This window comes from Streptomyces sp. NPDC037421, from assembly GCF_055602105.1.
On sequence record NZ_JBVJWV010000008.1, the window covers coordinates 100,297 to 126,130 of the forward strand.

A 25,834-nucleotide genomic window follows, 5' to 3' on the forward strand; every position below is an offset into this window, starting at 1 on the left:
ACGGGGGGTACTGCCCGTTTCTCCCCCCCCCCCCCCCCCCCCCCCCCTCCCCCCCCCCCTCCACCCTCCCCCCCCCCCCCCCCCCCCCCCCCCCCCCTTCCCGTACGGTTCGGCGATCAGGCGTCGAGGACCTGGCCCTCGCGCTTCACCACGGGAGGCTGGACCGACCAGGGGAACTCGATCCAGTCGTCGGTGCGCTTCCACACGTACTCGCACTGCACGAGCGAGTGGGACTTCTCGTAGATGACGGCGGAGCGCACCTCGGCGACGTGGCCGAGGCAGAAGTCGTGGACGAGCTTGAGCGTCTTGCCCGTGTCGGCCACGTCGTCGGCGATCAGGACCTTCTTGTTCGTGAAGTCGATCGCCTCGGGTACGGGCGCCAGCATGACCGGCATCTCCAGCGTGGTGCCCACGCCGGTGTAGAACTCCACGTTCACCAGGTGGATGTTCTTGCAGTCGAGCGCGTACGCCAGGCCGCCGGCGACGAACACCCCGCCGCGGGCGATGCTCAGGATGATGTCCGGCTCGTAGCCGTCGTCGGCGATGGTCTGCGCCAGCTCGCGGACGGCGCGACCGAACCCCTCATAGGAAAGGTTCTCGCGTACTGCGTCACTCATGCCTCGTGCCTCACCTGGGTGCGGTGGAAGTTCTGGAAGGAGCGCGAGGCGGTCGGCCCGCGCTGCCCCTGGTACCTGGAGCCGTACCGCTCGCTGCCGTACGGGAACTCCGCGGGCGAGCTGAGGCGGAACATGCACAGCTGCCCGATCTTCATGCCCGGCCAGAGCTTGATCGGAAGGGTGGCCAGGTTCGACAGCTCCAGGGTCACGTGCCCCGAGAACCCGGGGTCGATGAACCCGGCCGTCGAATGCGTCACCAGACCCAGGCGGCCCAGGCTGGACTTCCCCTCCAGTCTGGAGGCGATGTCCTCGGGCAGCGAGATGACCTCGTACGTCGAGGCGAGCACGAACTCACCCGGATGCAGGATGAACGCCTCGTCGCCCTCGGGCTCGACCATGCGGGTCAGGTCGGGCTGCTCGGTGGCGGGGTCGATGTGCGCGTAGCGGTGGTTCTCGAAGACCCGGAAGAACCGGTCGAGACGTACATCGATGCTGGAGGGCTGCACCATCGACTCGTCGAACGGGTCAATGCGAACCCGTCCGCTGTCGATCTCGGCCCGGATGTCTTTGTCGGAGAGAAGCACGTCCCGAGGATACGCAGAGCGCGCGGGCCACCCCCAATCGAGAAGGGTCCCGCGCGCCCGCACTGCCTACCGCCCTGCCGCCCCGGGCCCTACCGCTTGACGCCGCCGACGGGCACCGCGTGCCTCAGCCGCGCGCACCGCGGACACCGCAGCAGCCGCCCGGGCCCGATCCGGCCGGCACCGAGGTGCTGCAACGGGAACGAAGCGGTGTTGAAAACATGCCCTTCGGCACAACGGACGACTGTGTGCTCCATCGAGTCCCTTTCCCCAACGAGCCGTAACGCGATGAATCGCCACATTAGGGGATGATCGGGACCCACTCCAGCCGCCGCTCCGCACCCCCACGGTACGCCCCAACTCCCGCCCCCACGAACCCTCCTGCGACGCGGGAACGAGAACGACCCCCGGGGGAGAATTCACCGGGGGTCGATCATGGGGTACAGTGTGCAACGGTAGGGATCCAGGCAACTGGCCCTCTGTGCGGATGTAGTTTAATGGTAGAACATGAGCTTCCCAAGCTTATAGCGCGGGTTCGATTCCCGTCATCCGCTCTTGAACGAAGGCCCAGGTCAGCGACCCGGGCCTTCTTCGTTGTCCAGACCTATCCGATCTCGCCGCGCCTTCTGCGTGCGACAAAGTCGCCGCTCACCACATCGAGTTCAGCCGGGCCGCCGGAGCTGGTTCTACCGGAAGGCCGGCAGGTTGCGCGCGACCCAGTCAGCGAAGGACCTGGCCGGACGATGGAGGACGCTCTCCACGTCGGGGCTGATCTCCCGCTCGGCCGGCAGCGGGACGCCGAGGACGTCCAGCGTGCCGCCGATGACTTCCTCCGGCATGAACTGCGCCATGTGGGCGTGGGCGTCCTCGCGGGACAGTTCCACGAAGGTCACGTCCTCGCCCAAGGCCTTGGATATCACTGCGGCCTGCCACCGGGGGCTGATCGCCTCGGGGCCGGTCAGGTCGTACGTACGGCCCGCGTGGCCGTCCTCGCGCAGCGCGGCAGCGGCGACTTCGGCGATGTCCGCCGGGTCGATGACGGGCAGCGCCACATCTGCGAACGGGGCGAAGACCGTGCGCTTCGTGCGGACCGACTCGGCCCAGGCGAAGGCGTTGGAGGCAAAACCGCCCGGACGCAGGATGGTGAAGTCCGGTCCGGACTCACGCACGGCGGCCTCGAACTCGCGCAGGCGGGTGTGCGAGAGGGCCTCGGGGCGGGTGGAGCTGACCTGGGAGGAGAGCAGGACGACCCGCTTGACCCCGGCAGCCTCGGCCGCACCCAACAGGGCCTTCGGGCTCTCGCCGTGGCCGTTGAGCTCGCCGCCCAGCAGGATGAAGAAGGCGTCGGCGCCATCGAGGACCGGCCGCATGCTCGCGGCGTCTCCGACGTCGGCCTGGGCGTACCGGACGCCGGCCTGAAGCCCAACGGGCTGCGGCTGCCGCGAGACAGCCACCACCTCCTCGCCGGCCTCGGCCAGCAGCGGCACCAGCGTCCGCCCGATGTTGCCGGTCGCACCCGTCACTACGATCATTGCGATCCCCCAAGTTAGTTAGTTGGCTGACTTGGATGGACCCTAACACGAATCTCCGGGGCGCTGCCTATAGTTGGTTGGGTGACTGACTCAGTGAAACCCCGGGTGGCGCGGGGGGCCGACAAGCGCCGACGGCTCACGGCCGCGGCAGCCCAGGTCCTGCACGAGCAGGGCGTCGAACGGACCACCCTCGCCGACATCGCGCGCGTGGCCGAGGTCCCCGTCGGGAACGTCTACTACTACTTCAAGACCAAGGACGAGCTGGTCCAGGCCGCACTGTCCGAGCACAGCGCGCACCTGGATGAACTCACCCGTCAGCTGAACGAGATGACCGACCCCCGCGGCCGCCTCAAGGCCCTGATCGAAGCCTGGGTCGGCCAGCGCGACATCGCCGCCCGCTACGGCTGCCCCACCGGCACCCTGGCCGTCGAACTCGACAAGCGTGCGGACGGGACCCTCGACGCGGAGGCCGGCGCAGTGATCCGACGCCTGCTCGACTGGGCCGGACAGCAGTTCCGCGCCCTGGGCCTGCCCGACCCGGACGACCTCGCCGTCACCCTCATTTCCGGCTACCAGGGCATGTCGCTCCTGGCCAACGCCCTGCGCGACCCGGACATCATGACCCGCGAGGGAGCCCGCCTCCTCACCTGGCTCGACTCCCTGAAGGCTCCCCGCCAGACCCCCCTGACCCCCTGACCCCCTACGGTAGCCGAAGGCCGCCACCATCACTGGCGGCGACCATGTTCCTCCAGGGGCCACAGCAGGTGTTCCCCGAAAGAACGCCTGGGTCGTTCAGCGACTGGATGGGGCGAGGGTCCCGGCGCTGATGGCACCCCTCAGCACGTGGACGATCTCCTCGGGCTTGAGGTCGATGCCGTCGAGCCCCTCCACGGTCAGCGGGACCTCCTCCAGCGCGTATGCGCCCCGGCCCTCGGCGCTGAACTCGGGGCCGGTGCGGTCCTCGAAGGACCACGTCTTGATGCGGGCGAGGTAGAAGAACTGACGCTCCTCGTCAGACTCCATCGTGTGAAGGAGGCGGACGATGTCGGCCTTCCCCGCGATCTCCTCGTGGATCTCCCGGTGGAGGGCAGCCTCCCGGGACCCGTCGCTGGCTTCGACGCCGCCACCAGGAAGCACCCAGTACGCGGGGTTGCCGGGCTTGGTGCGGCGGATGACCAGCATCGTGTCGTCAGCGGTGACAAGGACGGCGCGAACCCGTTCGATCATTGCGCTCTGCAGCCTTCGTCAGCGGTCCAAAGCCGCGTCGAGGTGCTGTTGCACGGGCTCGAACAGGCCGTACGGGACGTACTGCGGGATCTCGGCGTGAGCGACCCACGCGAGCTCGGCCAGCTCGTCGGTATCCGCGACGTGCGCGTCGCCGCCGATCACCTGGCAGGCGGTGTACGACATCAGCCGACCGGTGGCCGTCGCCGCCCTGATGTCGGTCCCCGTCCTGGCCAGTACGGCGGTGGCGGCACCCGCCGAGCTGTACGCCCCCTACGCCCGCGCCGCCGCCCAGGTCGACTCCGCCGGCACCCTCACCGCCGCCAAGAACGTCTCCTCATCCCGCAGGGTCGGGCAGGCGGCCTACTGCGTTGTGGTCTCCGACCCCGACATCACCCTCAAGGACGCCGTCGTGGTGGGCGCCGTCAACGCCGGCTCGGGAACCTACGGCCTCGACATTCGCAACTACCCCACCACCACCTGCGGCAACGCCGCCGACACCATCACCATCTACACCGCCTACGGCACCGCCTCCAACCCCGTCGCCTTCACCGTCGCGGTCCTGTAGCAACAGCAGTTCGGTTGCCCGGCCGGTCTGCGGGCGGGGAGGTAGGGGGCTGCCCGATCCGGGGTCGCCCCCTACAGCCATCCTGGTGCCGGAGCTTCGCCGCCCTTCGGGGTGCGCGAACCGGGCATGCTGTACTCGCCGAACCACGAACAACACAGGGCGGGCGACCGCCTTCCGGGCCACGATCGTCTGTGGCTGGTGGCCGGACACCGTCGGCCAGTGGAACACGCTGAATACAGGCCAGCGGGGCCCCGACCCCGGCGAGGAGTGAGCGCAGCAGTGCGGGCCCGCCACCCGGTGTGAGGGTGGCGGCCCGTAGTGCTGGGCCGGTCAGCGGTTTGGCTACGTCGGTGACAACCGGCTCTAGCGGCCGAATGCGTGAGCGGACGTGCTGGCACGGCCTGGCCGGGCGTGGATCGAACGACAGGGTGCAGCTCTCTGACCAGGCATTGCCGGACATCGACGGACCGAGCGGGATGGCCGGCATGATCTTGCCTGGACTTTTGATCCGTTGTCTGTCGCTTCAAGTCCGACCGCTTGCGGGCGCAACTCGAAAGCCGGTCGACTGATCGGGGGCTGCTGCTAGGCGGTTTTCGGCGCAGGAGAGACGACGCTATGGCCGTACACGCCAGGGCCGTGCCCCAGTCGTGCCCTCACGGGCGGTCAGCAGCGGTCAAATCCGGTTGCCAGAGACTGTCCCGGCGGAACCCTTCCGGATAGGAAACAGCAGGCCAGAGGCTATGCAAGCCACCTGCGCGCCATAGATTCCCAAGCCTATAGCGCGGGTTCGATTCCCGTCATCCGCTCTTCCACGAAGCCCCAGGTCAGCGACCTGGGGCTTCGTCGTTGTCTAGACCTCTCAGCCCTCGCCGTGTCCCCCGCGTGCCCCAACTCGCAGGAATGCCCTGCTCGGAGGCCCTTTCCCGCACCACTTGCACCACCTGAGCGCACACCCGCCTCGGATCGCGAGACGCATTTCCTGTGACCGCGCCACGGATCGTCCGGGATTCGCGTGTTCGCCTCCACCAAGCCGGGGCCGCAACCGCCGACCCGATCCGGTCAGTTGGTGTGGGTGGGGCACCCGGTCGGCGGAGCGCATTCAGGGTGCGCTTCGGGTGTCTGCCGAATTGCGGGGGAATGTCGTAGGTCGTGATCGTTTCTGCATGATCAGCTCCTCGGCATGATCACACGTGCCAAGCTCGCGCTCGCGAGCGCAGCCACCGCCGCCCTGGCCCTCGCCGCCCCGCTGGCGGTCGCCTCCCCGTCCACCGCCGCACCGGAGCCCACCCCCGCGCCCCTGACCACCGCGGCCAACCCGGTACCCGGCAACTACATCGTCACCCTCGCGAAGGGGGTGGACGCGGCGAAGACCGCGCAGAAGTTGGGCCTGAAGCCGTCCTTCCTCTACACGTCGGCTCTGAACGGCTTCGCGGTGCCGCTGAACTCGCTCCAGCTCACCATCGTCCGCAACACCCTGGGCGTGAAGGCGGTCGAGGAGGACGCGAAGGTGCAGTCCGTCCCGCAGCCCACCACCGCGCCCGGCACCCGGGCGCCGTCGAACTCCTGGGGCCTGGACCGGATCAACCAGAAGGAACTGCCGCTGGACAACACCTTCACCGCCGAGGGCAACGGCGCCGGGGTGACCGCGTACATCCTCGACTCCGGCATCGACTACAGCCACCCCGAGTTCGGCGGGCCCGACAACTCACGTGCCACCTTCGGCTTCGACGCCGTCGGCGACGGCCGCAACGGCCAGGACTGCCAGGGCCACGGCACGCACGTCGCGGGCACGGTCGCCGGCAAGACGTACGGCGTGGCGCGCAAGGCGAGCCTGGTCAGCGTCCGCGTCCTGGGCTGCGACGGCAAGGGCACCTGGTCGGGGATCATCGCGGGCATGGACTGGGTGGCGAAGAACGCCAAGCAGCCGGCCGTCCTCAACGGCTCCCTGGGCGGGGACAGGTCGGACGCGGTCAACAACGCCGCCACCGCCTTGTCCGACGCGGGTGTCCTGCCGGTCATCGCGGCGGGCAACAGCTCGAAGGACGCCTGCTACATCTCGCCGGCGTCCGCCCCCCGCGTGCTCACGGTTGCTGCGAGCAACCAGTGGGACGAGGAGACCGACTTCTCCAACTACGGCAGTTGCGTCTCCCTCTACGCCCCCGGACAGGCCATCGTCTCCGCGAAGCTCGGTGGCGGCAGCGTGGCCCTCGACGGCACGTCGATGGCCGCGCCGCACGTCGCCGGTGTCGCCGTCCTCTACAAGCAGGCGCACCCGAACGCGGACCCGGGCGAGATCAACGAGTTCCTCGACGGCGAATCCACCAAGGACGTCCTGAAGAGCATCAGCAAGAGCAGCCCCAACACCCTGCTCTTCACCGGCGGCCTGTAGCCCCCGGCCCCACCGGCGCCCCGACGGCCTCGCCGTCCCGCTCGACGCCGACGACGTCGGGGCGCGCCCGCAGCGCGGCCACCTGCCCGCCGTCGAGGTCGGCGGCGAAGCCGGACACCGTGCTGGCGTAGACGTACCGGGCCTCGACGACGCCGGTCTCGCGCATCACCTGCTCGGGATCGGCGCCCGGGGCGAGGGTGACGATGTACGGCCCGCCCTCGCCCTCCTCGGCACTCGCCGACGCCACCCACGGGGCGGCGTACGCGGCGGGGGCGAGGGCGACGGGCCCGCCGAGCAGCAGGACGGCGGCCACAACAGGACGCAGGATCGGGCGCACGGGGAACTCCGTTTCGTCGGGGACAGCGGCTACCCCCTCCTTCGGCCACCACGCCCCACACCTTGAACATCCGGCCGGGGCGCCTGCCTCAACCCTTCAAGGAGGCCCGGCCCCGGCCGGCGAGCCGGTCCAGGGCTGGGGAGGCGTTCACGCCTCCCGCACGGCCCTTGGCGACCACACCCGCCCCCACGGGCCGGAAGGTTCCGAGCCGGACACCGGGGCCGCTCACCAAGAGCACTCGCACAGTCCTGCTGATGTGCCGTTGTGGCCGTTCGTCGTCGTGGCCGTCCTGCTGTCGGCCCTGCTCCAGCTCCCTCTCCAGCGCGTCCTTCCCCAGGACGGCTGGGCCGGAGATGCCGTCACCTTCCTCGCCACACTGATCAGTGCCACGATCACCGGCCTCGCCGCACGGCTCGTGACCCGAGCACGCCGCCGCCCGGCCACACGCCCGCCCGGACGGCGGATCCGATAGCGGCCGATCCCATCGCCCGGGTCGACCCAGCCGACCGCTTGCGACAGCAGTCCCGGGCGCCGGCGCACGAGCGACGAAAGGCACCCATCGGCGATCCGGGCAGCCGGCGCCGTTTCAACGCCCGCGACAGTCGGGGGAACTCGTTGTGGAGCAGTCGGCCGGCCAGGGCGCCGCCGAACACGACGACGCCCACGCCGACCAGCCAGGACTGGATGACCAGGACGGTTCCGAACGGGCCGTAGGTGACGGCGCTGGATGCGATCAGCGGTGAGAACACGAGCCGGGAGAAGAGCCTGAGGCCGAACAGCCCGAGCATGGTGGCGACCGCCCCGGGCAGCAGGGTGGCCCAGGCGACCCGGCCGCCGAGCAGGAGCCGCTGGGACCACCAGAAGAACAGGGTGCCGCTCAGCACGGTGACCACCCCGCGGGCCGAGGAGCCACGCCACAGGGGTGTGATCGCGGAGAGGAAGAGGAGCCCGATGAGGACGGCGAGCCACATCACGTGCCGCCACCTGGCCCACCAGCGGGCCGGGGGCAGATCCCAGATCTCCTCGTAGCCGCTCTGCACCGCCGCACCGAACGACAGACCGAATACGGCGAGCACGGCGAGGCCGAACGCTGTCGTGGTCCGCCACGCCTGGCCCGGCAGAGCGAACAATCCCTCGATCTCCTGCCTGGCGGCCGTCGAGACACCGAGCCCGTCCCCGAGCCACTGCGCGAACCCCCGTCCGCTCGCCGGGTCGGCTGCGGACACGACGATCAGCAGCGGCACCAGGGTCAGGAACCCGAGCGCCGCGAATCCCAGTGAACGCTGCAACAGGTCGAGATCACTGCCCCACCCCCACCGGCGTCCGGCCCGCGAGCGGCGGATCGCGCTGCGCAAGCGGCCGAGCGGAGAGAAGCGGCCTCCGGCATCGGACGAGATGCCCTCGCTAGGGCGCACTTGAGCGTGTCCCCGACCCCGGGTCCTCGGTCGGCTGCTCTGCCGAGGCGCCGTGCTCAGGAGCTTTGCGCCAGCGGGCCTCGCAGAACGAATAGAGGCCGAACAGCAGGAGGCCCACGGCCGCGGCGATCAGCAGCACGGGTCCGGCGGGTGTGGTGGCGAACGAACGTAGCGTCTCGTCCATGCCCTTGGCTCGGCCGGGATCGAACTGCACCGCGGCCAGCAGGACGAACAGCCCGGCCACCGCCGCGACCACGCCGCACGCCACGCCGCCGACGATGCCCAGCCCCGCGACGACCCGCCGCGTCGGCCCGCTCATCTCGCCCGTCCGGAGATTCTCCTCGAACTTCCGCATCAGGCTGCGCACCACGATCACCACGCCCACGATGACCAGGACGGCTCCGACCACGCCGACGAGCACCCGCCCGAGGGGCCAGTCCAGCACCCTCGCGGTGTACTCCTTCGACGTCTCATCGCCGGGACGACCTCCGGCGGACCCGCCGACCAGCGCGGTCTGCACCACGCCGATACAGATCACGGTGTAGAAGACCGCCAACCCCAGAGAGCCCAGGCGCCGGGTCCACCTGTCACCGCCCGTCACCGCCTGTCCGAACGCGGCCTCGGACAGCCGCCACAGCGCCATCGCCGCCAGCCCCACCACCAGCGCCCACAACAGCACCCGGCCGAACGGCTGCTCACCGACGGTCCGCACCGCACCGGACCGGTCAGCCTCCTTGCCACTGTCGCCGCCGAAACCCATCTGCACGGCCAGCAGCCCCACCAGCACGTAGATCACACCCCGCGCGCAGAGTCCGACCCTGGACAGGACCTCCATGGCGCGGCTGTTGGACATACGCCGCCCCTGGGACCTGGCGTGGGCGGCATCCTTCTTGATGGCCATACGTGGCACCTCCCGGGCCCTGCCGTGAGGCCGGCAGGGCGGGCGCAGTGGTCAGTGCTTGAAGGCGTCCTTGATCTTCGCCCCGGCCTGCTTGGCGTTGCCCTTGACCTGGTCACCACGGCCTTCGGCCCGCAGGTGCCAGCTGCCGGTGACACGGCCGACGGTCTTCTTGGCGCCGCCCTTGACCGCCTCGGCCTTGTGCGCGATCTTCTTGCCGATACCCATCCGTGGCCACCCTTCGTAAGTCGTGGGCCGAAATGTGGCGCCTACCGGGGCTCCGATCGGTGCTTGAACGGGTTGAGCCCCCTGCGGTGCCCGCCATCCGGGCTGGGCTCACGCCCACCCGTTGCCTCTGGGCGAGCGGTGCCACGCTGGTCTACGACGTCTGCACGGTCGTTGTCGGCGGCTGTCCCCCGGCGCGCCGTGCGTCCGGGGCGTGCGTCATTGCTGCGGTAAGAGGTACGGCGACGGCGGGCACCGGCCACAACAAGGCTCAGCCCGAGCAGGGCCACTGCCCCGACGACGATGCCGTAGAGGAAGAGGGTGCCGGTGGAGCCGGTGACGTGGTAGTCGAATACGGAGAATCCGCCGGTCAGCTGGTGGGCGGTGCCGTCATTGGTGAGGACGCCGGCCACGCCGACGACCAGTGCGGCAATCAGGAGGACGAGTCCGAGGATGACGAGCATGGCACGCTCCAGAGGTCTGGTCGCTGCTCTCCACGGTAGGACCGTCCTGCCCGCGAAGCCACAGCCAGAGGGCGGATCCACCCCGGAAGCCGGACGGCACTACTGGTAGACGCCCCTGTTTCCCCCGCGGGCCCCGTTCTCGCACGACCCCGGCGCCGAGCACGCGTACTGCATGGCACTTCAACGACTCCCTGCCCGGTGTCCGCTGGCGCAGCAGGAAGCACCACGGGCGGGCGCCAGGAGCCTCCGGTCAGCCGGACGACCCCAGTCGTCGATGGCGTGCCGCAGGACGACCAGGCGCCGCAAGGTGCCCGGAGTCATGGCGTCGCCTGGTGCTGGTGGCCGACCTCGCGCGCGAGGTCCAGCCCGAGGACACGGTCGAGAAAGGCGAACGCCTCGAACTTGGCACCGGCCGGCACGTCGGCGCGCTTCGCCACGCTGTCCAGCATGTCCAGGACAGCGGGGACGCCGAGATCACCGGCGAGCGCGGCATGGGCCTGTCGCAGCACGTCGGCGGGGATCGGCCTGGACGGCTCCTGCGCCCAGTCGGCCACCTGCTGCCGCCAGCGCCTCAGCATCCGCCGGGCCTCGACGAGCGCGGCGCTGGTGACCGTGACCGGCGTGCGGTAGGCGTGGCCGAGCAACAGCATCCTCACAGCCAGCGGATCGGTCCCCTCTCGGGCGAATGCGTCCGGGAGACCAGAGACGAGAAGGTGGCCCTCGTCCGGGACACCCCCGTCCGGTGGTACTGCGCTGACCTGGCCCACCTCGATCCAAACCCCGCCGACGGCGTCCTGCACGGCGGTGCCGTACGCGAGCACGTGCACGTCGGCAGCGGCGCACATCGTCTCGGTCAGATGCTGAACGCCGACGGTCGCGGGCGGGTGGATGCCGAGAACAGCCATGGCCCGTTCGAGCGTCTGGGCCGGCTCAGGCGGCAGGTCAGGCGTAGTGAGGACCATGACGGACTGCAGCCCATGCAGCTCCGCGGTGCGCGCCAGTACGTCACCGACCAGAGGCGCCCGCACGTGCACCGCGCCGATCCCGGTGTCGATGACCGGCAGGTGAACGCAGATGCGCAGCAGGTGGCGGTGTGCCGAGGGGGTCTCCACGAGGCGGCCGGTGCGGCTGTCGGCGATACGCAGCATGATGCGGAGGGTAGTCGTGGAAACCTCCGGTGCGGGGGAGGACCTGACCACGTCGGCTGTCCGGCCTGTATCGCCGGGAAAGTCACTGATGCCGGAGAAGCGCCACGGGCATATCATGATGAATGGGTCGGTGCACTCTCACGTGCAGCGCCCGGAAGGGCGGCCCCGGCGTGTGAATGTGCCGGGGCCGTTGTGTCACCCCTCGTAGCGCCGCAGGGAGCGGGGCATGATCCATTCAGCCGATATCCGCGAGTGGCGCGACTGCGACGTCGTCGACCCGAAAGGACACAGGATCGGCTCGCTGGAAGCGATCTACGTGCACACCGCTACGGACGAACCGGCCATGGCCACCGTCCTCACCGGCTTGCCCGGCCGCCGGCGCCTGGTCTTCGTTCCTCTCGACGAGGCGATCCTGGGACCGGGCTACGTCAAGGTCGCGCACGCAAAGGCAGTCGTGAAGAAGGCCCCGGCCATCGGTACCGACGACATCCTGCCCGCCGAGCAGGAAGAAGCGATCTTCAAGCACTACGAGATGGCCTACCAGCCGGGTGCCAGCGGTGAACGGCAACTCGCTCGTCGCTGACCGCCCCGAGCCCCGCGCCGGAGGAGGTGTTCTGCCCTATGGCGATCTTCCTGTTCCTGCTTCTCGTGGCCGTCATACTGGGGCTCATCGGCGTGGTGGCGGAAGGCATGCTCTACCTCCTGATCATCGCCATCCTGCTCGTCGTGGCCGACGTGGCCTTCATCGCCGCACGATGGTCCCGACGCTCGCATCGCAGCCGCCTTCGGTAGTACCGGCAGGGGCCTTTCCACCGCGTACCCCGTCCGTGCCCTTCGGAGGGGCGAACAGCGGTCGATGGGGTTGCAGCGGCACCCTCACAGCGGGCCACCCGGCAGCCAATGGCGCGGGTTCGATTCCCGTCGTCCGCTCCATTCGACGACTGGATGAGGCCACGGCGAGGCCGGCGTACCTCGCGAGTCGCTCCGCAGTGGCCTTCTCGTACCCGCCGAACCGCCCGGCGGCACACCCCGTGGGACGGCCGGGGCCGTGGCCCCCCGGAACTCCGTTCAGAAGGCGCTCAGCGCGTCGCGGGTGTTGGTGCGGTACAGGCCGACCTTCGGGTTGGCGACGCTGCCCGGCTTGGCCAGCTGGAGGCTGACGCCGTCCGCGTTCGGCATGTGCTCCTTGTCGGCCAGGATGTTGATCTCGTCGGCCATGGGGCCGTTGCCACCCGACGGGTTGAGATCCACGGCCGCGTACGCGGTGGCGCCGGGGTGCACCGGGTACGCCGGGGCGCCGCCCAGACCACCGGGGGCGGCGGCCTGGAGACCGAGGGCGCCGCCCTTGGCGCTGAAGCCGACGGTCGGGAAGTAGTCCAGACCGCAGGAGCTGGAACCGTTGTTGGTCACGGTGATGACGCGGACGGTGGCCGGAGTGCCCGTCGGGGAAGTGACCTTGACGGTCAGGTCGCGGGCCGAGCAGGGGTGGGTGTAGGCGTAGGAGTCACCGGTGGTGCCCCCCGTGCCCTTACCTCCCGAACCGGCCTTCGCCGGGGTGGTGGTGGCCGTGCCGGTTCCGGTGGCCTTGCCGGCGGACGGGGCGGCGGAGTCGCCCTTCCCGGACGGCGTCACGGTCCCGGTCGAGACCTGCTTGTCCGCGCTCTTGGTCGCGGCGGGGTTCGCGGTCGGCCCGCCGGCGCTGTCCGAGCCGCCGCAGGCGGTCAGGGCCAGAGCGAGGCCGGCGGTGGCGGTGGCCAGGGCGGTGGTGCGGAGTCGGTAGGTGCGCATGGGGAACTCTCCGTGTCGGTGGTCGTCAGACTGAGGCTTCCGCTTCCCGCCTGACGAGACGTTGGGTGGGGCTGCTGTTCCGGTCGGCTGCTGCCGCAGGCGGCCGAGGGCGGCCGGTGGGGCGGGTGGGGGCCCTCCCGTTGCGGCCGCCGAATCCGACCGCCGATCCGATCGGCGGGCCGACGGGCTGATGGCGCAACTGTGGGGCCGTTTTTGTTCCAGTGGCGTCCGGACCGGGATAGTAGGAACCCTGGAACGCTCCCGACCCTTCTCACCTGGGCGATCGGGCGAGCCTGGAACGTGCTTCCGGGATGAGGGGGAGGGTGGAATGGCCACGGAGACGGAGCGGTTCGCGGAGCTGATGCGCGGATTCAAAGAGCGCTCGGGGCGCAGCTACGGCACGCTCGCGAAGCGTCTGCACTCCAGCAACTCGACGCTGCACCGCTATTGCAGCGGCGCGGCGGTGCCCACGGATTACGCCCCGGTGGAGCGGTTCGCCCGAGTCTGCGGTGCCTCGGCCGACGAACTGGTCGCACTGCACCAGCAGTGGCTGCTGGCGCTGGTGGAGCGGCGGCGGGGGGTGACGGAGGGGCAGGCCTCGGGGTCGGGGCCGGCGAACTCCGCGGCGCCGCGGGGTGGTGACGCCGCGCCGGAGGTGGCGCCCGCATCGGCGGTGGTGGTGGCTGGGGAGGCTTCGGAGGTCCGGCCGCAAGCGGAGACCGATCCCGCACCGGCCCCGGCGTCCGCGGCCGGGCCCGCACCGGCGCCCGGACCTTCCGCCGCCGAGGCACCCACCCCGGTGTCCACCCCCGCTGCCGCGCCGGCACCGGCGGAGGCCCCCGCCCCTGCACCGGCGACGGAGGTACCCGCACATGCCCCCGCCGCCCTCTTCCAGCCGGGCCCCGCCCGGACCTCCGTACCGGGGGCCCGGCGTCCTCGGCTGCTGCTCGCCCTTGCGGCCGCCGTGGCCACCGTTGCGGTGGCGGGGACCGCCGCCGCCGTCTCCGCCATGGGAGAGACGGGTCACGGGGACACGCGCCACGGCGCCGCCCAGCCGTCCTCGCGCGAGCGGGCGGCGGCGGGCCCGGCCGTGCCGTCCGGCGGGTCGTCGTCACCCACGCCCACAGCGGATTCCGCGCCCCCGTCCAGCCCCGGAACATCGTCCCCCCCGGCAACGTCCGCGTCCACCGCGGCAACGTCCGCGTCCACCGCGCCGGCCACCGCCAAGGAGGGGGCCTCCCCCGCCGCCCCGTTCACGGTCAACGTCCTACCCGACAACTGGGACAGCCCCTGCGACCAGTGGTTCGCCCTGGACAAGGCACCCGGCACGGTCCCCCCGCCCCCCGCCGGGCAGGCGACCGAAGGGTGGGCCCGGGCCCTGCAGGCCGTCCCGGCGGGGCACCTGCGCATGCAGCTGACCGTCCAGGGCACCGAGGGCAAGGCCGCGGTCCTGCACGCGCTGTACGTCCATGTCGTGAGCGGCCGCAAGACTCCCGGCTGGAACGCGTACACCATGGGCGCCGGTTGCGGCGGCGCGCTGGTGCCGGCGTCCTTCGCCGTGGACCTGGACGACGCCTCCCCGAGGGCCAGGCCCGTACCTGGCAAGGAGGGCGAGCGGCTGACGGCCTCGACCGACTTCCCGTACAAGGTCTCCGCCACCGACCCCCAGGTGCTGAACATCGACGCCGCCACACTCGGTCAGGACGTCAGCTGGTACCTGGAGCTGGCCTGGAGCAGTGGCGACCGCAAGGGCACCACCCGCATCGACGACCACGGCCGCCCGTTCCGCACTGTCGCCCTGAACGCCGGCCACAGCTACTGGTACAACGAGAACAACAACGCCTGGCTGCCGTACAGGGAATGAAAGACCCATTGCACCCGTCGATACCGTCGAACACGATCGATTTCCGGAACGATGCACCGGTCAGCATGACCAGCACCATCACCGTCCGTCCGGCACGACTGCGGCCGAACTCCGGATCCACCTCGCACCCTTCGTGCTGTCCCGCCGTCAGTCGGCGAGGGGGAAGGCCTCCACCGAGCTCAGGGCGGTGCGCTCCTCGTCCGCGGTGAGGCCGGCCCCACCGATGGCGTAGACGCAGGTGTGCTTGAGGCCTCGGGTGAACCTGGGGCAGGGTGCGGTGGCGGCCGCCAGTTCGAAACGGGCGGTGGACAGTTCGGGCAGCGGCTTCCAGGAGTTCGCGGCCGGCCTGAAGACCTCGGCCGTCTTCAGGTTGAGGGCGGTGAAGTTGAAGCCGGCGACGGCGTACACGCAGGACTTCTTCGAGTGGCTGGTGTCATTCGCCCGACACGGTGCGGTCGATGCGGCCAGCGCAACGCGGGGACTGCCGAGCGAAGCCACCGGGCGCCACGTGTTCGTGGCCGGGCTGTACGCCTCCGCCGTGTCAAGGACGCTGTCACTGCCGAGGTCGAAGCCTCCGACGGCATACACGCACAGGCCGCGCAAGCCCTCCACGCCCTGGGGGCAGGGCGCGGTCGCCGCCCCGGGGGCGTCGCGGGAGACGCTGAGCGGGGGCAGCGCCCGCCACGTGTTCGTCGTGGGGCTGTAGGCCTCCACGGTGGTGCTGAAACCGCCTCCGACGGCATACACGCACAGGCCGCGCAAGCCCTCCACGCCCTGGGGGCAGGGCGCGGTCGCCGCTGCCGCGAACCTGCGTGCTGTGGGCAGGCCGGGCAGCTTCCGCCACGTGTTGGTGGCAGGGCTGTACGCCTCCACCGTGTCCACGGCGACGGTCGTGCGCCCACCGATGGCGTACACGCACGTGCCCTCGAGCCCCTCCACGTCCTCCGGGCACGGAGCGGTCGCCCCCGCCGCCGCGGAGCGGGGAGTGGGCAGGTCCGGCAGCGTCCGCCAGGTGTTCGTGGCCGGGCTGTACGCCTGCACCGCGCCCAGGCTGGATGACGCGTCGTTGCGGCCGCCGATGGCATACACGCAGGTGCCCTTGAGCCCTTCCACGTCCTGGGGGCAGGGTGCGCTCGCCCCCGCGAGCGCGAAGCGGGCCGTGGGCAGGTCGGGCACCTTCAGCCAGGCGCCCTGGGCGCTCGCGGACGTCGTCGTCAGGGCGAGCAGTGGCACCGACAACGCGACGAACAGCATCCGGACCCGCGTTCCGCACCGGCGATCACCGTGCATGGAGCGCCTCCGATCCATATACCAGGGGACTTTTCATCCGAACCTGGCATCCGTACGACCCGGCCGCACCCGCAGCTGTGGCAAACGGCCGAGCCCTCAGCCGGCCCACGGGCAGAGGAATCGCGAAGGAAGGGCCGCACCGGTATGACTTCGCGCACCACTGACATCTACTGGCGCGCCCGCGTCGTCGCCTCACCGCCGCTTCCGGCCTCCCGAACCTCCGCAACCTCCCGGTGATGTGCTACGTCAGGCGCGTGCAACTACGTGCCGGTCAGGACGGTAAACAGCGGTCAACAGGGGCCGATCAAGGCCCTCGGGGAAGGCCCCCGCAAGTCATATTTCCGCAGGTCAACAGCCCTACAGAGCCCAAAGCGCCGGGGGATTCCCAAGCTTATAGCGCGGGTTCGATTCCCGTCATCCGCTCTTACAAGAAGGCCCAGGTCAGCGACCTGGGCCTTCATCGTTGCCCAGACCTCTCGACCCTCACCGTGCCCCGACTAAGGGCTGTCCGCCCTGGCCAGAAGGCTCTTCACGCGCCACTTGCACCGCAGGAGCGCGATGCCGTCTCGCACCGCGAGCGGCAATTCGCGTGACCCGCTCCACGGGTGCGCGCGGACTCGCCCGATCGCAACCCGTAACGCGGACGAGCAACCGCCCCGCCGCGCTCCCCAGTTCGCCAGGGCGCGCGCCGCCTCGCCGAGCCCGCTCCGGACACCCCGACCGCCTCCACACCAGCGACTTCCCGTTCGCTGCCGTGCGGGATCCCGACACCGCATGCCGGAGCCGGCGGCGAGCACGGAAAAACACTGCGCTCGGGGCGAATCAATATCTGTCACCGCGACCTGAGAATTTAATGGATCCAGTGGAGAGAGTTTCTACCGCGCCACAGTCGACGGAAATATTCAACGCACACAAGCCGCTGCAGCGTGCTACTGTCGATCTCGGTTGCAGTTTTGGTACCCAAGAACTTGAAGCGCCTCCAGCCGGAACTCATTCCGCTGGAAGCCCTTTGCATTTCCCGGTCATTTACCGGGCGGGGCATCATCGCGGCGACACGGCGTCCGCACAGTGCAGACGCCGGTGTATTGCCCCAAAGGAGAAATGACATGGCTACCGGTACCGTCAAGTGGTTCAACGCGGAAAAGGGTTTCGGCTTCATCGAGCAGGACGGTGGCGGCGCTGACGTGTTCGCCCACTACTCGAACATCGCCGCCCAGGGCTTCCGCGAGCTGAACGAGGGCCAGAAGGTCACCTTCGACATCGCTCAGGGCCAGAAGGGCCCGACGGCCGAGAACATCGTTCCCGCCTGACCCTGACACGCATTCTGCAGCTGGGGCCCGCATCCCTCGGGGTGCGGGCCCCAGCTGCACGCATTTCCCGCGGTGGGTTCACCCGCGGTATTGAACATTGAGGCACTCGGCCGACCGGCCCTCTTGGGACCGCACCCGAGTCAATTTCTTTGGTTGTCGCGTCCGCATGACGCCACCTCATTCCAGCGCCTGAGCCCGTACAGATTCCCTGTCCGCCAGATCCGCTTTCGCATTCAATTCGGCCCGTTCTCGCAATTCCCTGCGCCGCTCTCCTATGCTGCGGGAATTCCTTGATACGTGCCGCGTCAAGGAAGGTTCCGCATGAACCCCACACGTACGAACGAGCGCTCCTCCCGCACCCGCAGCCGCACCGGCCGCCCCTCTTTCGGTGCCGGCGCCGGCTCCGGTTCGAGCCGGAGCAGCCGCTTCGGCTCTTCGGCCCCGAGCCGCTCCGGAGCCCCGAGCCGCTCGGGCGGCTACGGTCGTCGGCCCGCCGCGATCCAGGGCGAGTTCGCACCGCCGAAGACGATCACTCCCGCGCTGCCCGCCGTCGAGGCGTTCGCCGATCTCGCGATGCCGGCCCCGCTGCTCGCCACGCTCACCCGTGAGGGCATGGCCACGCCGTTCCCGATCCAGGCGGCCACGCTGCCCAACACCCTCGCGGGCCGCGACGTCCTGGGACGCGGCCGTACCGGTTCCGGCAAGACCCTCGCCTTCGGCCTCGCGCTGCTCGCCCGTACGGCCGGCCAGAGCGCCGAGCCGGGTCATCCGCTCGCGCTGGTCCTCGTACCGACGCGTGAGCTCGCCCAGCAGGTCACCGCCGCGCTCACCCCCTACGCGCGGGCGGTCAAGCTGCGCCTGGCCACCGTGGTCGGCGGCATGCCGATCTACCGCCAGGCCGCTGCGCTGCGCGCCGGGGCCGAAGTGGTCGTCGCCACGCCCGGCCGGCTCAAGGACCTCATCGACCGAGGCGACTGCCGGCTGAACCAGGTCGCCGTCACCGTTCTCGACGAAGCCGACCAGATGGCCGACATGGGCTTCATGCCCCAGGTCACCGCCCTCCTCGACCAGGTGCGCCCCGAGGGGCAGCGGATGCTGTTCTCCGCCACCCTCGACCGCAACGTCGACCTGCTGGTGCGGCGCTACCTGACCGACCCGGTCGTGCACTCGGTGGACCCCTCGGCCGGCGCCGTCACCACGATGGAGCACCACGTCCTGCACGTCCACGGCGCCGACAAGCAGCGGACGACGACGGAGATCGCCGCCCGCGAGGGCCGCGTGATCATGTTCCTGGACACCAAGCACGCCGTGGACCGCCTCACCCAGGACCTCCTCGACAACGGGGTCCGCGCCGCGGCCCTGCACGGCGGGAAGTCCCAGCCGCAGCGCACCCGGACCCTGGCCCAGTTCAAGACCGGACACGTCACCGTGCTGGTCGCGACCAACGTGGCGGCGCGCGGCATCCACGTCGACAACCTGGACCTCGTCGTGAACGTCGACCCGCCGACCGACCCCAAGGACTACCTGCACCGCGGCGGCCGCACCGCCCGCGCGGGCGAGTCCGGCAGCGTCGTCACCCTGGTCACCCCCAACCAGCGCCGCGACATGACCCGCCTCATGCAGGCCGCGGGCATCACCCCGCACACCACCCAGATCCGCTCGGGCGACGAGGCCCTGAACCGGATCACCGGTGCCCAGGCCCCCTCCGGCATCCCGGTCACCATCACCGCACCGGTCTCGGAGCGGCCCAAGCGCAGCGCGGCGTCCCGCGGCCGGCGCGGGCCCGCCTCGGCCGCCCGGCGCGCGAGCGCGCGGCAGTCCGCCTTCGACGCGGCGGCCTGAGAAGCCAGGTGATCCGGAAACTGACCCATCTCTGCAGGAGGCACCTTTTGACGCTGGTCCAGATGCAACGCCGCTCCGCGCATGCCGACCTCGTCCACCGGACGGTGGACGACGCCATGGAAGCGGCCGGTCCGCAGGTCTGCGACGACATGACCGTCGAGGTGGCCCTGGCCGTCACGGCCGGTTCCCGCACGGACCATCTGCTCGTCTGCGACGAGGACGGCCTCTGCACCGGGCTGATCACGCGGGAGCGGCTCAGCGCCATCCGCGACAGCGCCGCGTACACCGACCGGCTCCGTCTGCGCGAGGTCCTCGGTGACCGTGGGCCGTTCACCTCGCCCATGACCACGATGGCCGAGGCCGAGCACGCGATGCGCTACCGCGGGCTCGCCGCCCTGGCCGTCGTCGATGAACAAGGCAACGCTCTGGGCGTCCTCGCCCTCGCCCGCTGAATCACCCCACCGTGGTCGGACCGTTCCCCTCTTCTCCCTGTGAGGCATCATGCGCTGTGTCATCGCCCGCTTCCCGTTCGACCTGACCAAGACGGGCGTCCTGGAGTCCATGAAGGGCGTCAAGCCCGAGCAGGTCCTCGGCGAGTCCGTGATCATCGGCCGCCGCACCTACCCCGTGAAGCAGGTCGGCCAGGTCCTCACCCGCCAGGACCGCCGTGACTTCAGTGCCGGCGAAGTCCTCCGCGCCATGACCCAGCTCGGCTTCACCTGCCGCGGAGGCCTTCCCCGGCCCGCCGTGGCCACACGCGTACGCAGCCCCCTCCAGCGGGCCTCCGCGATGCTCGGCACGCCCGTGACCGCCTGACCGGTGTGGCCGGCGCGCGCCGCCACCCGAACAGCGAAGAGGGGCCGACCGGCACGCCGGTCGGGCCCTTCCGCGTACCCCGCGGGCCGCGGCTACCCGCAGGGCCGACGGGGCAGGAGGGCGCGTACGGTCTTGCCGCCTTCCGGCGTGGTGGTGACGAGGGTGGCGTCGGCGAGGTCGTGGGCCATGTGCCGGCCGAACCCGCCGGTGCCGTTGACGAGGTCGGGTGTGCGCGTGCGCGGCGGGCGGGAGCTGGAGTCCTCGACGCGGGGCGTTGGTGACGAGCTCGGAGACGACCAGGATCACCGTGTCGGCGCATTCCGGGGGCGGAGACAAGAACGCGAACATGGCCCGGCCGTCCACCGGGCACTCTCGTCGGTCAGTTGACGCCAAGCTGCATGCTGCGGATCGTTCAAGTCCTTCGCGAACGCGAGCTTCTTACGGTCACCCTTGTCGAGTTGATCTCTGAGTCGCAGCGGATTGGCGGGCAACGAGAGCAAGCGCCTACCTGACTGCACAGCGAGCCCTGCAGATCGATTCCCGTCATCTGCTCCACAGCAAAGCCCCAAGTCAGCGACCTGGGGCTTCGTCGTCGTGCAGACCTTTCGGGCCTCACCCGGCCCTTTTGGTCCTGCGGCCCCTGCCGGCGGGCTCTACCAGGCGCCGGTGATGGGCACGCCGCCGGGGTTGCCGAAGCGCTTGTTGTAGATCACCGTGTTGGAGTCCTTCGCGGCACCGATGAAGTCGGAGGTCGCGGCGCTGTAGACGCCGACCTTGTCGCTGCCGTCGCCGTTCCGGTCGCCCTTGATCGGCCACCGGCGGTGGACGACGAGACCGTGGCCGCCGCGAGGGTCGTGGCCGTGACGGGGGCGGCGGCCCGGGCGGGACATCGGGGAGTCCCGGCGAGCGAGGCGCGGATGATGCGCATCCGGACTAGTCCCAGTTGACGCTGTTGGTGTCGGCCATCGGGGCGGTGTCCCAGTTGACGCTGCCCGGACCGGCAGCAGTGATCTTGGTGCTCCCGTCGGTGACGGCGGCCGAGGCGGTCGTGGCGACTCCGGCGCAGAGCAGGGCGGAGAGGGCGGCGGCAGCGGCGGTGCGGGCGGTGCGGGCGGTGCGGGACATGGGATCCCCCTGGATCGAAGGGTCGTGGAGCGGTTCGGGTGACTGCTGCTGCGCGCTGTACCGGATCGTCCTTGCGACTCTGGCCTGAGTCGGGGACTCTCGCCCCGCCGTTCCGGTGATCACTATGTTGCTGCCCGTCTGACCTGCGGAGAAGGGCTTTGGATTGACACCAAGACGCCTGTCACCTTGGTGCCACCTGTGGCTTACGATCACGGAACCGGCCGCCCGCGTGAGTGGCCGCTGATCAGCTGGGGGGCTGGGAATGCTGCAATCGCTGGGGCTGGGACCGGACGTTGAAGCCGTGTACCGGGGAATGCTGGCAGACCCGTCAGAAGGTGTCGCGGAGCTGTGCTCACGCCTCGGACTCACCGAGGCGCAGGTGCGGGACGGCCTGGACCGGCTCGTCGACCTCGACCTGCTGAGGCCGTCGCGGGACAGCCCGGGTGCACTGCGCGCGGTGAGCCCGGACCTGGGCCTGGAGCTGCTCCTGCGCCGCCAGGAAGAGGAACTTGCCCGCAGACAAGCCGAGTTGGCCCGCAGCAAGGAGGCCGCCGCGCGGGTCGTCTCCGAGTTTGCGGACCTCCGCCCGAACACCGAGGTCGACGGTGCGGAACGGCTCGTCGGCATGGACGCCATCCAGCGCCGGCTCGAAGAGCTCGCCCACGGGCTGACGCAGGAGTGCCTGGCGATCCTGCCCGGCAGAGCCCTGTCCGAGGCCAGCCTGGAGGCGTCCCGCCCGCTCGACCGGCGCGTCCTGGGCCGCGGCGTCCAGATGCGCTCCGTCTACCAGGACAGCGCCCGCAATGATCCGATGACGCTGGCGTACGCCCGGTGGCTGACGGAAGAGGGCGGCCAGGTGCGCACCAGTCCGCTGCTGCCGCCCCGCCTGCTGATCTTCGACCGAAAAGTGGCCGTCGTACCGATCGACCCCGCCAACTCCCGCCTAGGCGCCCTGTGCACCTACGCGCCCGGCATCGTGGCGTCACTCCTTACCTTGTTCGAGCAGACCTGGGACTCCGCCGTCCCCCTCGGCGCGGACCAGCCCCGCCCCAGCGACGCGAAGCCCACCGCGGGGGAGCTCGAACTCCTCAGACTCCTGGCCTCGGGGATGACGGACGAAGCGGCCGGCAAACGCCTCGGGGTGTCCCTGCGGACCGTCCGTCGCCAGATGTCCGGGCTGATGGAACGACTCAACGCCAGCAGCCGTTTCGAGGCGGGCCTGAAGGCCGCCCAGCGGGGCTGGCTCTGAGCAGACCGAGGCGGCGGACGGCGGGCCAGGGGCTTGATTACATCCCACGTGAGCGCAGCCGGCGCCGGCCGGGGACTCGGCGGCGGCCTGAGGCCGGGACGCCCTGCCCGGCAGGACAGCGACACACCGGCCTCCCGACCGTGGTGATCGACACGAGCGACCGGGGCGGCGTCATCTCCACCACCGGAGCGGTGCCTGCGAACCCTGAAGCCTTGCCACCATCGCGATCCGAGTGCTTGTTTCCGGTCCCCTGATGCGGGCGGCAGGGCGGCCTGGGTCCTGCCCCCCGATCACAAGTGGTCCTTACGGGCGGGCACTCCATAGGAACCGATCAAGCGGGCCAGTTGTCGGCCCGTCACCTGTAGCGGTTCCTCGCTGCGGTTGACCTGGGCCGTCACTTCGGCGCCTTCCAGGACGCTGACGACGGTGGTCGCCAACTCCCCGGCGTCGCGGGCCTGGAAGCCGGAGCGCAGGAGTTTGCCGGTGACCATCTGCTCCCAGCTGCGCAGCGCGTCGGCGCATGCCTGCTGGATCCCGGACTCGGCGCCCAAGGTTTCCGGTGCCGCCGCTGTGACCGGGCAGCCGTCGGTCCAGCCCGACTCACGCAGCGCTTCGGCGAGCTGCCGGGCGCAGACCTCCACGGCCGCGCCCGGGTCCTCCTCGCTGTCCAGGGCCTCGCGGAGGACCGCCGCGAGCTCGTGGCTGCTGAGAGGGGATGGTGTCCGGGCCCGACCGGGCCCGGTGTTCAGGCGCCGGTGCCCGTGCGGGCGCCGTACTTCCCGCCGCGGGACGCCAGCTCCTTGATCACGACCGCGGTGCGCCCGGTGACGCAAGCCCGCCGGAGGGTGTCGTCGGGGCGGGTGAACTGGCCCACCGCGTTCTTCCGTCCGAGCGTGACCGCCCGAGCGACGTAACGCAGGGCGTACGGGTCGGGCTTGCGACCCTCGATCAGACGGGCCAGGGTGTTGGCCGCGTGAGCGGCCTGCGGCGTGGCGAGCGCGCAGGCGAAGCGGGCTCCGGGTACTGCCGCGCAGTCGCCCACGACGAAGATCCGTTCGTCGTCGACGCTGCGCAGGTACTCGTCCACGAGCGCACGGCCTTCCGGGTCGACCTTGAGACCACTGCGTGCCGCAAGGTCGGGGACGCCCGACACGATCGCCCACAGGGTCAGGTCCGAGGCGAACGCCGCTCCCGACCGAAGGTGCACGACGCCGTCGGCGACCTGCGTGACGCCGTCGTCCACGATGTCGACCTTCAGCCCTGCCAGTCCGGACCGGACCCGCTGGTGCGCCCGGTGGGAGAAGCCCACGGCGACCGCCGAACCGACGATCCGCACCCGCAAGTCGGGCCGCGCCTCGGCCACCTCGGCCGCTGTCTCGATACCCGTCGCGCCGCCCCCGATGACCGTGACCGTACTGCCCGCGGGAAGCGCGGCGAGTGCCACGCGAGCCTGTTCAGCCCCCTCCCAGGTGCCCACCGGGACCGTTCCCGGCATCGGCTGCACCGTGCTGCCCACGGCGAGGAACGCGTAGTCGAAGTCGAGGCTCGTGCCGTCGTCGAGCGCGACGCTGCCGTCGCCGATCTTGTCGACGGCAGCCACCCGCGAGGTGATTCCGTCGCGCAGCATCGAGGTGAGGGGGGACGCGGCGGCGGCGGTCCCCGCGAGCTGCTGGTGCAGCCGTACGCGCTCCACGAAGTGGGGGCGCGGGTTGATCACCGTGATCTCTGCGGTCTTCACCTTCTTGGCGAGCCGGTTCGCCGCGAGCATGCCCGCGTATCCGGCGCCCACCACTACAACCTTCATGTCGGCCTCCTGTCGGTGTGCCTGGTCGGACATGGGATGCCGGCGGGCCGAACCCTGTGACACTCCCCCGACGTGTCGCACGTCACAGCACCGACGGCGTCACAAGACGGTGGGGCCCGGCGTCCTGTGGGTGAGACAGCCGAACGTGAAGAACCAGGAGACACCGGCATGAGCGAGGACGACTCCCGTCCCGACCCCGCCACCGAGGCTTTCCTTGCCCACCGCAACCTGCTTTTCACCATCGCCTACGAAATGCTCGGCTCGGCGGCCGACGCGGAGGACGCGCTCCAGGAAACCTGGCTGCGCTGGTCGGGCGTCGATCTCGACACGGTGCGGGAGCAGCGCGCGTACCTGGTCCGGATCACGACCCGCCAAGCGCTGGGCCGGCTGCGTACGCTCGCCCGGCGCAAGGAGTCGTACGTGGGACCCTGGCTGCCCGAGCCGCTCCTCACCGTGCCGGACGTGGCCGAGGACGTGGAGCTGGCCGACAGCTTGTCGATGGCGATGATGCTGGTCCTGGAGACGCTCGCGCCGACCGAGCGGGCGGTGTTCGTACTGCGCGAGGTGTTCGGCCTCGGGTACGACGAGATCGCGGAGGCCGTCGACAAGACCCCGGCCGCGGTCCGCCAGATCGCCCACCGGGCCCGGTCGCACGTCGCCGCGCGCCGACCCCGCGGTGTCGTCTCCGCGGCCGAGACACGGGCCGCGCTCGGGGCCTTCCAACGAGCGCTGGAGACGGGGGACCTGCAGAGCCTGTTCGACCTCCTCGCGCCGGACGTCGTCGCCCTGAGCGACGGCGGCGGCATCAAGCAGGCCATGCCGCGGCCCGTGGTGGGGGCCGACAAGGTGGCCCGCGCCCTGGCCGCCGGCGTGGCCGTGTTCGGCCCCCAGGTGACGGTGGAGCAGGCACAGGTCAACGGCCACCCGGCTCTGATCATGCGGATCGACGGGGCGATCGACACGGTCGTGGCCATGCGGATCGAGGACGGTCTCATCACCGGGCTCTACTCCGTGCGCAACCCCGAGAAGCTGACGCACATGGAACGGGAGACCGCCATGAGCCGCTGAGTCGCGGGTGGGGGCGTCGGCCGACGATCTGGGCCACCATCGTGAGGGACGTGCCCCATCCGTGCCCGTCAGGGCGGTGAACGGCGGCCGGAACCGGTGCTCAGAGGCAGTCCAGGCGGAGGCCGTCGGGACAGGAAACGGCGGGTCAGAAGCCATCTGGATGATCTGCGCGCCAGAGATTCCCACGCTTATGGCGCGGGTTCGATTCCCGTCATCCGCTCTTGAGAGAAGGCCCAGGTCAGCGACCTGGGCCTGGTGGGCCGCGTCCACGACGGCACCG

Annotated in this window: 26 protein-coding genes, 1 tRNA gene and 3 pseudogenes; 13 read left to right on the forward strand and 17 right to left on the reverse strand. The window is 70.6% G+C overall.

Translation table 11 applies throughout. The annotated features are described in order from the left end of the window. Positions 1 to 116: 116 nt before the first annotated feature. Together ACZ7IF_RS14695 and dcd are read right to left on the reverse strand one after the other, a co-directional pair. Positions 117 to 617, reverse strand: a complete 501-nt coding sequence (locus ACZ7IF_RS14695; RefSeq protein ID WP_007265043.1) for a phosphoribosyltransferase — start codon at positions 615 to 617, stop codon at positions 117 to 119. Next, the gene (gene dcd, locus ACZ7IF_RS14700) at positions 614 to 1,201 is read right to left on the reverse strand and encodes a dCTP deaminase (RefSeq protein WP_125603638.1); all 588 of its coding nucleotides are present in this window, start codon (positions 1,199 to 1,201) and stop codon (positions 614 to 616) included. The genes ACZ7IF_RS14695 and dcd overlap by 4 nt, the downstream gene beginning before the upstream one ends. A gap of 480 nt (positions 1,202 to 1,681) precedes the next feature. Here dcd and ACZ7IF_RS14705 point away from each other — a divergent pair. Further along, a tRNA-Gly gene (locus ACZ7IF_RS14705) sits at positions 1,682 to 1,752 on the forward strand. Between the two features lie 132 nt (positions 1,753 to 1,884). Here ACZ7IF_RS14705 and ACZ7IF_RS14710 read toward each other — a convergent pair. Further along, positions 1,885 to 2,730: an NAD(P)H-binding protein gene (locus tag ACZ7IF_RS14710; RefSeq protein ID WP_470969659.1), complete on the reverse strand. Its 846-nt coding sequence runs from the start codon at positions 2,728 to 2,730 to the stop codon at positions 1,885 to 1,887. A gap of 81 nt (positions 2,731 to 2,811) precedes the next feature. On the opposite strand from ACZ7IF_RS14710, the gene ACZ7IF_RS14715 reads away from it, so the two are divergent. Beyond that, entirely contained in the window at positions 2,812 to 3,426 is a 615-nt protein-coding gene (locus ACZ7IF_RS14715; RefSeq protein WP_470969662.1) for a TetR/AcrR family transcriptional regulator, read from the forward strand. Between the two features lie 96 nt (positions 3,427 to 3,522). On the opposite strand, the gene ACZ7IF_RS14720 is transcribed toward ACZ7IF_RS14715, so the two are convergent. Together ACZ7IF_RS14720 and ACZ7IF_RS14725 are read right to left on the reverse strand one after the other, a co-directional pair. Continuing rightward, positions 3,523 to 3,957 carry an NUDIX hydrolase gene (locus ACZ7IF_RS14720; protein ID WP_470969666.1) on the reverse strand — a complete coding sequence of 145 codons (435 nt, stop codon included), beginning with the start codon at positions 3,955 to 3,957 and terminating at the stop codon, positions 3,523 to 3,525. Between the two features lie 18 nt (positions 3,958 to 3,975). Then, positions 3,976 to 4,167: pseudogene (locus tag ACZ7IF_RS14725) on the reverse strand (NUDIX hydrolase); the annotation flags it as partial. Here ACZ7IF_RS14725 and ACZ7IF_RS14730 point away from each other — a divergent pair. Together ACZ7IF_RS14730 and ACZ7IF_RS14735 are read left to right on the forward strand one after the other, a co-directional pair. Continuing rightward, a complete protein-coding gene (locus ACZ7IF_RS14730; protein WP_470969670.1) occupies positions 4,130 to 4,522 on the forward strand; it encodes a hypothetical protein in 393 nt (130 codons plus the stop codon). The pseudogene ACZ7IF_RS14725 and the gene ACZ7IF_RS14730 sit on opposite strands and share 38 nt — an antisense overlap. A 1,180-nt stretch (positions 4,523 to 5,702) precedes the next feature. After that, entirely contained in the window at positions 5,703 to 6,911 is a 1,209-nt protein-coding gene (locus tag ACZ7IF_RS14735) for a S8 family peptidase (protein ID WP_470969673.1), read from the forward strand. Here ACZ7IF_RS14735 and ACZ7IF_RS14740 read toward each other — a convergent pair. From ACZ7IF_RS14740 to ACZ7IF_RS14765, 6 genes and pseudogenes are all read right to left on the reverse strand, one after another. Next, positions 6,895 to 7,248 (reverse strand): protease inhibitor I9 family protein, encoded by a 354-nt coding sequence (locus ACZ7IF_RS14740; protein ID WP_470969677.1) that lies wholly within the window; start codon positions 7,246 to 7,248, stop codon positions 6,895 to 6,897. The two genes, ACZ7IF_RS14735 and ACZ7IF_RS14740, sit on opposite strands and share 17 nt — an antisense overlap. A 575-nt stretch (positions 7,249 to 7,823) precedes the next feature. Beyond that, a pseudogene (locus ACZ7IF_RS14745) lies at positions 7,824 to 8,603 on the reverse strand (YhjD/YihY/BrkB family envelope integrity protein); the annotation flags it as partial. Between the two features lie 49 nt (positions 8,604 to 8,652). Next, positions 8,653 to 9,564 (reverse strand): DUF1206 domain-containing protein, encoded by a 912-nt coding sequence (locus tag ACZ7IF_RS14750; RefSeq protein WP_470969681.1) that lies wholly within the window; start codon positions 9,562 to 9,564, stop codon positions 8,653 to 8,655. A gap of 51 nt (positions 9,565 to 9,615) precedes the next feature. After that, positions 9,616 to 9,789, reverse strand: coding sequence for a CsbD family protein (locus ACZ7IF_RS14755; RefSeq protein ID WP_470969685.1), 174 nt, complete (start codon positions 9,787 to 9,789; stop codon positions 9,616 to 9,618). 41 nt (positions 9,790 to 9,830) lie between these two features. Then, entirely contained in the window at positions 9,831 to 10,250 is a 420-nt protein-coding gene (locus ACZ7IF_RS14760) for a hypothetical protein (protein WP_470969689.1), read from the reverse strand. A gap of 317 nt (positions 10,251 to 10,567) precedes the next feature. Beyond that, entirely contained in the window at positions 10,568 to 11,398 is an 831-nt protein-coding gene (locus ACZ7IF_RS14765) for a hypothetical protein (protein ID WP_470969692.1), read from the reverse strand. Between the two features lie 226 nt (positions 11,399 to 11,624). Between ACZ7IF_RS14765 and ACZ7IF_RS14770 the strand changes: the two genes are divergently transcribed. Together ACZ7IF_RS14770 and ACZ7IF_RS14775 are read left to right on the forward strand one after the other, a co-directional pair. Continuing rightward, complete coding sequence (locus tag ACZ7IF_RS14770; RefSeq protein WP_470969696.1) at positions 11,625 to 11,981, forward strand: PRC-barrel domain-containing protein; 357 nt, start codon at positions 11,625 to 11,627, stop codon at positions 11,979 to 11,981. Positions 11,982 to 12,019: 38 nt separating this feature from the next. Continuing rightward, entirely contained in the window at positions 12,020 to 12,190 is a 171-nt protein-coding gene (locus ACZ7IF_RS14775) for a hypothetical protein (RefSeq protein ID WP_470969701.1), read from the forward strand. Positions 12,191 to 12,466: 276 nt separating this feature from the next. Here the strand turns inward: ACZ7IF_RS14775 and ACZ7IF_RS14780 are convergent, their stop codons facing one another. After that, positions 12,467 to 13,186: a DUF4232 domain-containing protein gene (locus ACZ7IF_RS14780; RefSeq protein WP_470969704.1), complete on the reverse strand. Its 720-nt coding sequence runs from the start codon at positions 13,184 to 13,186 to the stop codon at positions 12,467 to 12,469. A 328-nt stretch (positions 13,187 to 13,514) separates the two neighbouring features. On the opposite strand from ACZ7IF_RS14780, the gene ACZ7IF_RS14785 reads away from it, so the two are divergent. Next, positions 13,515 to 15,050, forward strand: coding sequence for a helix-turn-helix domain-containing protein (locus ACZ7IF_RS14785; RefSeq protein WP_470969708.1), 1,536 nt, complete (start codon positions 13,515 to 13,517; stop codon positions 15,048 to 15,050). A gap of 147 nt (positions 15,051 to 15,197) precedes the next feature. On the opposite strand, the gene ACZ7IF_RS14790 is transcribed toward ACZ7IF_RS14785, so the two are convergent. After that, positions 15,198 to 16,340, reverse strand: coding sequence for a Kelch repeat-containing protein (locus tag ACZ7IF_RS14790; RefSeq protein WP_470969712.1), 1,143 nt, complete (start codon positions 16,338 to 16,340; stop codon positions 15,198 to 15,200). A 1,106-nt stretch (positions 16,341 to 17,446) separates the two neighbouring features. On the opposite strand from ACZ7IF_RS14790, the gene ACZ7IF_RS14795 reads away from it, so the two are divergent. From ACZ7IF_RS14795 to ACZ7IF_RS14810, 4 genes are all read left to right on the forward strand, one after another. Then, positions 17,447 to 17,650: a cold-shock protein gene (locus ACZ7IF_RS14795; RefSeq protein ID WP_403733636.1), complete on the forward strand. Its 204-nt coding sequence runs from the start codon at positions 17,447 to 17,449 to the stop codon at positions 17,648 to 17,650. Positions 17,651 to 17,971: 321 nt separating this feature from the next. Continuing rightward, entirely contained in the window at positions 17,972 to 19,492 is a 1,521-nt protein-coding gene (locus ACZ7IF_RS14800) for a DEAD/DEAH box helicase (RefSeq protein WP_470969715.1), read from the forward strand. 47 nt (positions 19,493 to 19,539) lie between these two features. Then, positions 19,540 to 19,944, forward strand: a complete 405-nt coding sequence (locus tag ACZ7IF_RS14805; protein WP_470969719.1) for a CBS domain-containing protein — start codon at positions 19,540 to 19,542, stop codon at positions 19,942 to 19,944. 49 nt (positions 19,945 to 19,993) lie between these two features. After that, complete coding sequence (locus ACZ7IF_RS14810) at positions 19,994 to 20,308, forward strand: SCO5918 family protein (protein WP_470969724.1); 315 nt, start codon at positions 19,994 to 19,996, stop codon at positions 20,306 to 20,308. Between the two features lie 653 nt (positions 20,309 to 20,961). Here the strand turns inward: ACZ7IF_RS14810 and ACZ7IF_RS14815 are convergent. Both ACZ7IF_RS14815 and ACZ7IF_RS14820 read right to left on the reverse strand, forming a co-directional pair. Beyond that, positions 20,962 to 21,198, reverse strand: a complete 237-nt coding sequence (locus ACZ7IF_RS14815; RefSeq protein WP_470969728.1) for a hypothetical protein — start codon at positions 21,196 to 21,198, stop codon at positions 20,962 to 20,964. Between the two features lie 43 nt (positions 21,199 to 21,241). Further along, positions 21,242 to 21,433: a hypothetical protein gene (locus ACZ7IF_RS14820; RefSeq protein ID WP_470969731.1), complete on the reverse strand. Its 192-nt coding sequence runs from the start codon at positions 21,431 to 21,433 to the stop codon at positions 21,242 to 21,244. A gap of 262 nt (positions 21,434 to 21,695) precedes the next feature. On the opposite strand from ACZ7IF_RS14820, the gene ACZ7IF_RS14825 reads away from it, so the two are divergent. Next, positions 21,696 to 22,682, forward strand: coding sequence for a helix-turn-helix transcriptional regulator (locus tag ACZ7IF_RS14825; RefSeq protein WP_470969735.1), 987 nt, complete (start codon positions 21,696 to 21,698; stop codon positions 22,680 to 22,682). Between the two features lie 290 nt (positions 22,683 to 22,972). Here ACZ7IF_RS14825 and ACZ7IF_RS14830 read toward each other — a convergent pair. Next, positions 22,973 to 23,389 (reverse strand): annotated as a pseudogene (locus ACZ7IF_RS14830) (LmrA/YxaF family transcription factor); the annotation flags it as partial. Positions 23,390 to 23,427: 38 nt separating this feature from the next. Continuing rightward, positions 23,428 to 24,486, reverse strand: a complete 1,059-nt coding sequence (locus ACZ7IF_RS14835; protein ID WP_470969740.1) for an NAD(P)/FAD-dependent oxidoreductase — start codon at positions 24,484 to 24,486, stop codon at positions 23,428 to 23,430. A 168-nt stretch (positions 24,487 to 24,654) separates the two neighbouring features. Between ACZ7IF_RS14835 and ACZ7IF_RS14840 the strand changes: the two genes are divergently transcribed. Beyond that, positions 24,655 to 25,554 carry an RNA polymerase sigma-70 factor gene (locus ACZ7IF_RS14840; protein ID WP_470969744.1) on the forward strand — a complete coding sequence of 300 codons (900 nt, stop codon included), beginning with the start codon at positions 24,655 to 24,657 and terminating at the stop codon, positions 25,552 to 25,554. Positions 25,555 to 25,834: the final 280 nt, after the last annotated feature.

What these genes read in the sequence shown, in the direction of transcription:
- ACZ7IF_RS14695 (WP_007265043.1), bottom strand. Translation starts at nt 617, where the DNA reads ATGAGTGACGCAGTACGCGAGAACCTTTCCTATGAGGGGTTCGGTCGC.
- ACZ7IF_RS14710 (WP_470969659.1), bottom strand. Translation starts at nt 2,730, where the DNA reads ATGATCGTAGTGACGGGTGCGACCGGCAACATCGGGCGGACGCTGGTG.
- ACZ7IF_RS14720 (WP_470969666.1), bottom strand. Translation starts at nt 3,957, where the DNA reads ATGATCGAACGGGTTCGCGCCGTCCTTGTCACCGCTGACGACACGATG.
- ACZ7IF_RS14735 (WP_470969673.1), top strand. Translation starts at nt 5,703, where the DNA reads ATGATCACACGTGCCAAGCTCGCGCTCGCGAGCGCAGCCACCGCCGCC.
- ACZ7IF_RS14750 (WP_470969681.1), bottom strand. Translation starts at nt 9,564, where the DNA reads ATGGCCATCAAGAAGGATGCCGCCCACGCCAGGTCCCAGGGGCGGCGT.
- ACZ7IF_RS14755 (WP_470969685.1), bottom strand. Translation starts at nt 9,789, where the DNA reads ATGGGTATCGGCAAGAAGATCGCGCACAAGGCCGAGGCGGTCAAGGGC.
- ACZ7IF_RS14760 (WP_470969689.1), bottom strand. Translation starts at nt 10,250, where the DNA reads ATGCTCGTCATCCTCGGACTCGTCCTCCTGATTGCCGCACTGGTCGTC.
- ACZ7IF_RS14765 (WP_470969692.1), bottom strand. Translation starts at nt 11,398, where the DNA reads ATGCTGCGTATCGCCGACAGCCGCACCGGCCGCCTCGTGGAGACCCCC.
- ACZ7IF_RS14770 (WP_470969696.1), top strand. Translation starts at nt 11,625, where the DNA reads ATGATCCATTCAGCCGATATCCGCGAGTGGCGCGACTGCGACGTCGTC.
- ACZ7IF_RS14775 (WP_470969701.1), top strand. Translation starts at nt 12,020, where the DNA reads ATGGCGATCTTCCTGTTCCTGCTTCTCGTGGCCGTCATACTGGGGCTC.
- ACZ7IF_RS14780 (WP_470969704.1), bottom strand. Translation starts at nt 13,186, where the DNA reads ATGCGCACCTACCGACTCCGCACCACCGCCCTGGCCACCGCCACCGCC.
- ACZ7IF_RS14785 (WP_470969708.1), top strand. Translation starts at nt 13,515, where the DNA reads ATGGCCACGGAGACGGAGCGGTTCGCGGAGCTGATGCGCGGATTCAAA.
- ACZ7IF_RS14790 (WP_470969712.1), bottom strand. Translation starts at nt 16,340, where the DNA reads ATGCACGGTGATCGCCGGTGCGGAACGCGGGTCCGGATGCTGTTCGTC.
- ACZ7IF_RS14795 (WP_403733636.1), top strand. Translation starts at nt 17,447, where the DNA reads ATGGCTACCGGTACCGTCAAGTGGTTCAACGCGGAAAAGGGTTTCGGC.
- ACZ7IF_RS14800 (WP_470969715.1), top strand. Translation starts at nt 17,972, where the DNA reads ATGAACCCCACACGTACGAACGAGCGCTCCTCCCGCACCCGCAGCCGC.
- ACZ7IF_RS14810 (WP_470969724.1), top strand. Translation starts at nt 19,994, where the DNA reads ATGCGCTGTGTCATCGCCCGCTTCCCGTTCGACCTGACCAAGACGGGC.
- ACZ7IF_RS14815 (WP_470969728.1), bottom strand. Translation starts at nt 21,198, where the DNA reads ATGTCCCGCCCGGGCCGCCGCCCCCGTCACGGCCACGACCCTCGCGGC.
- ACZ7IF_RS14820 (WP_470969731.1), bottom strand. Translation starts at nt 21,433, where the DNA reads ATGTCCCGCACCGCCCGCACCGCCCGCACCGCCGCTGCCGCCGCCCTC.
- ACZ7IF_RS14825 (WP_470969735.1), top strand. Translation starts at nt 21,696, where the DNA reads ATGCTGCAATCGCTGGGGCTGGGACCGGACGTTGAAGCCGTGTACCGG.
- ACZ7IF_RS14835 (WP_470969740.1), bottom strand. Translation starts at nt 24,486, where the DNA reads ATGAAGGTTGTAGTGGTGGGCGCCGGATACGCGGGCATGCTCGCGGCG.
- ACZ7IF_RS14840 (WP_470969744.1), top strand. Translation starts at nt 24,655, where the DNA reads ATGAGCGAGGACGACTCCCGTCCCGACCCCGCCACCGAGGCTTTCCTT.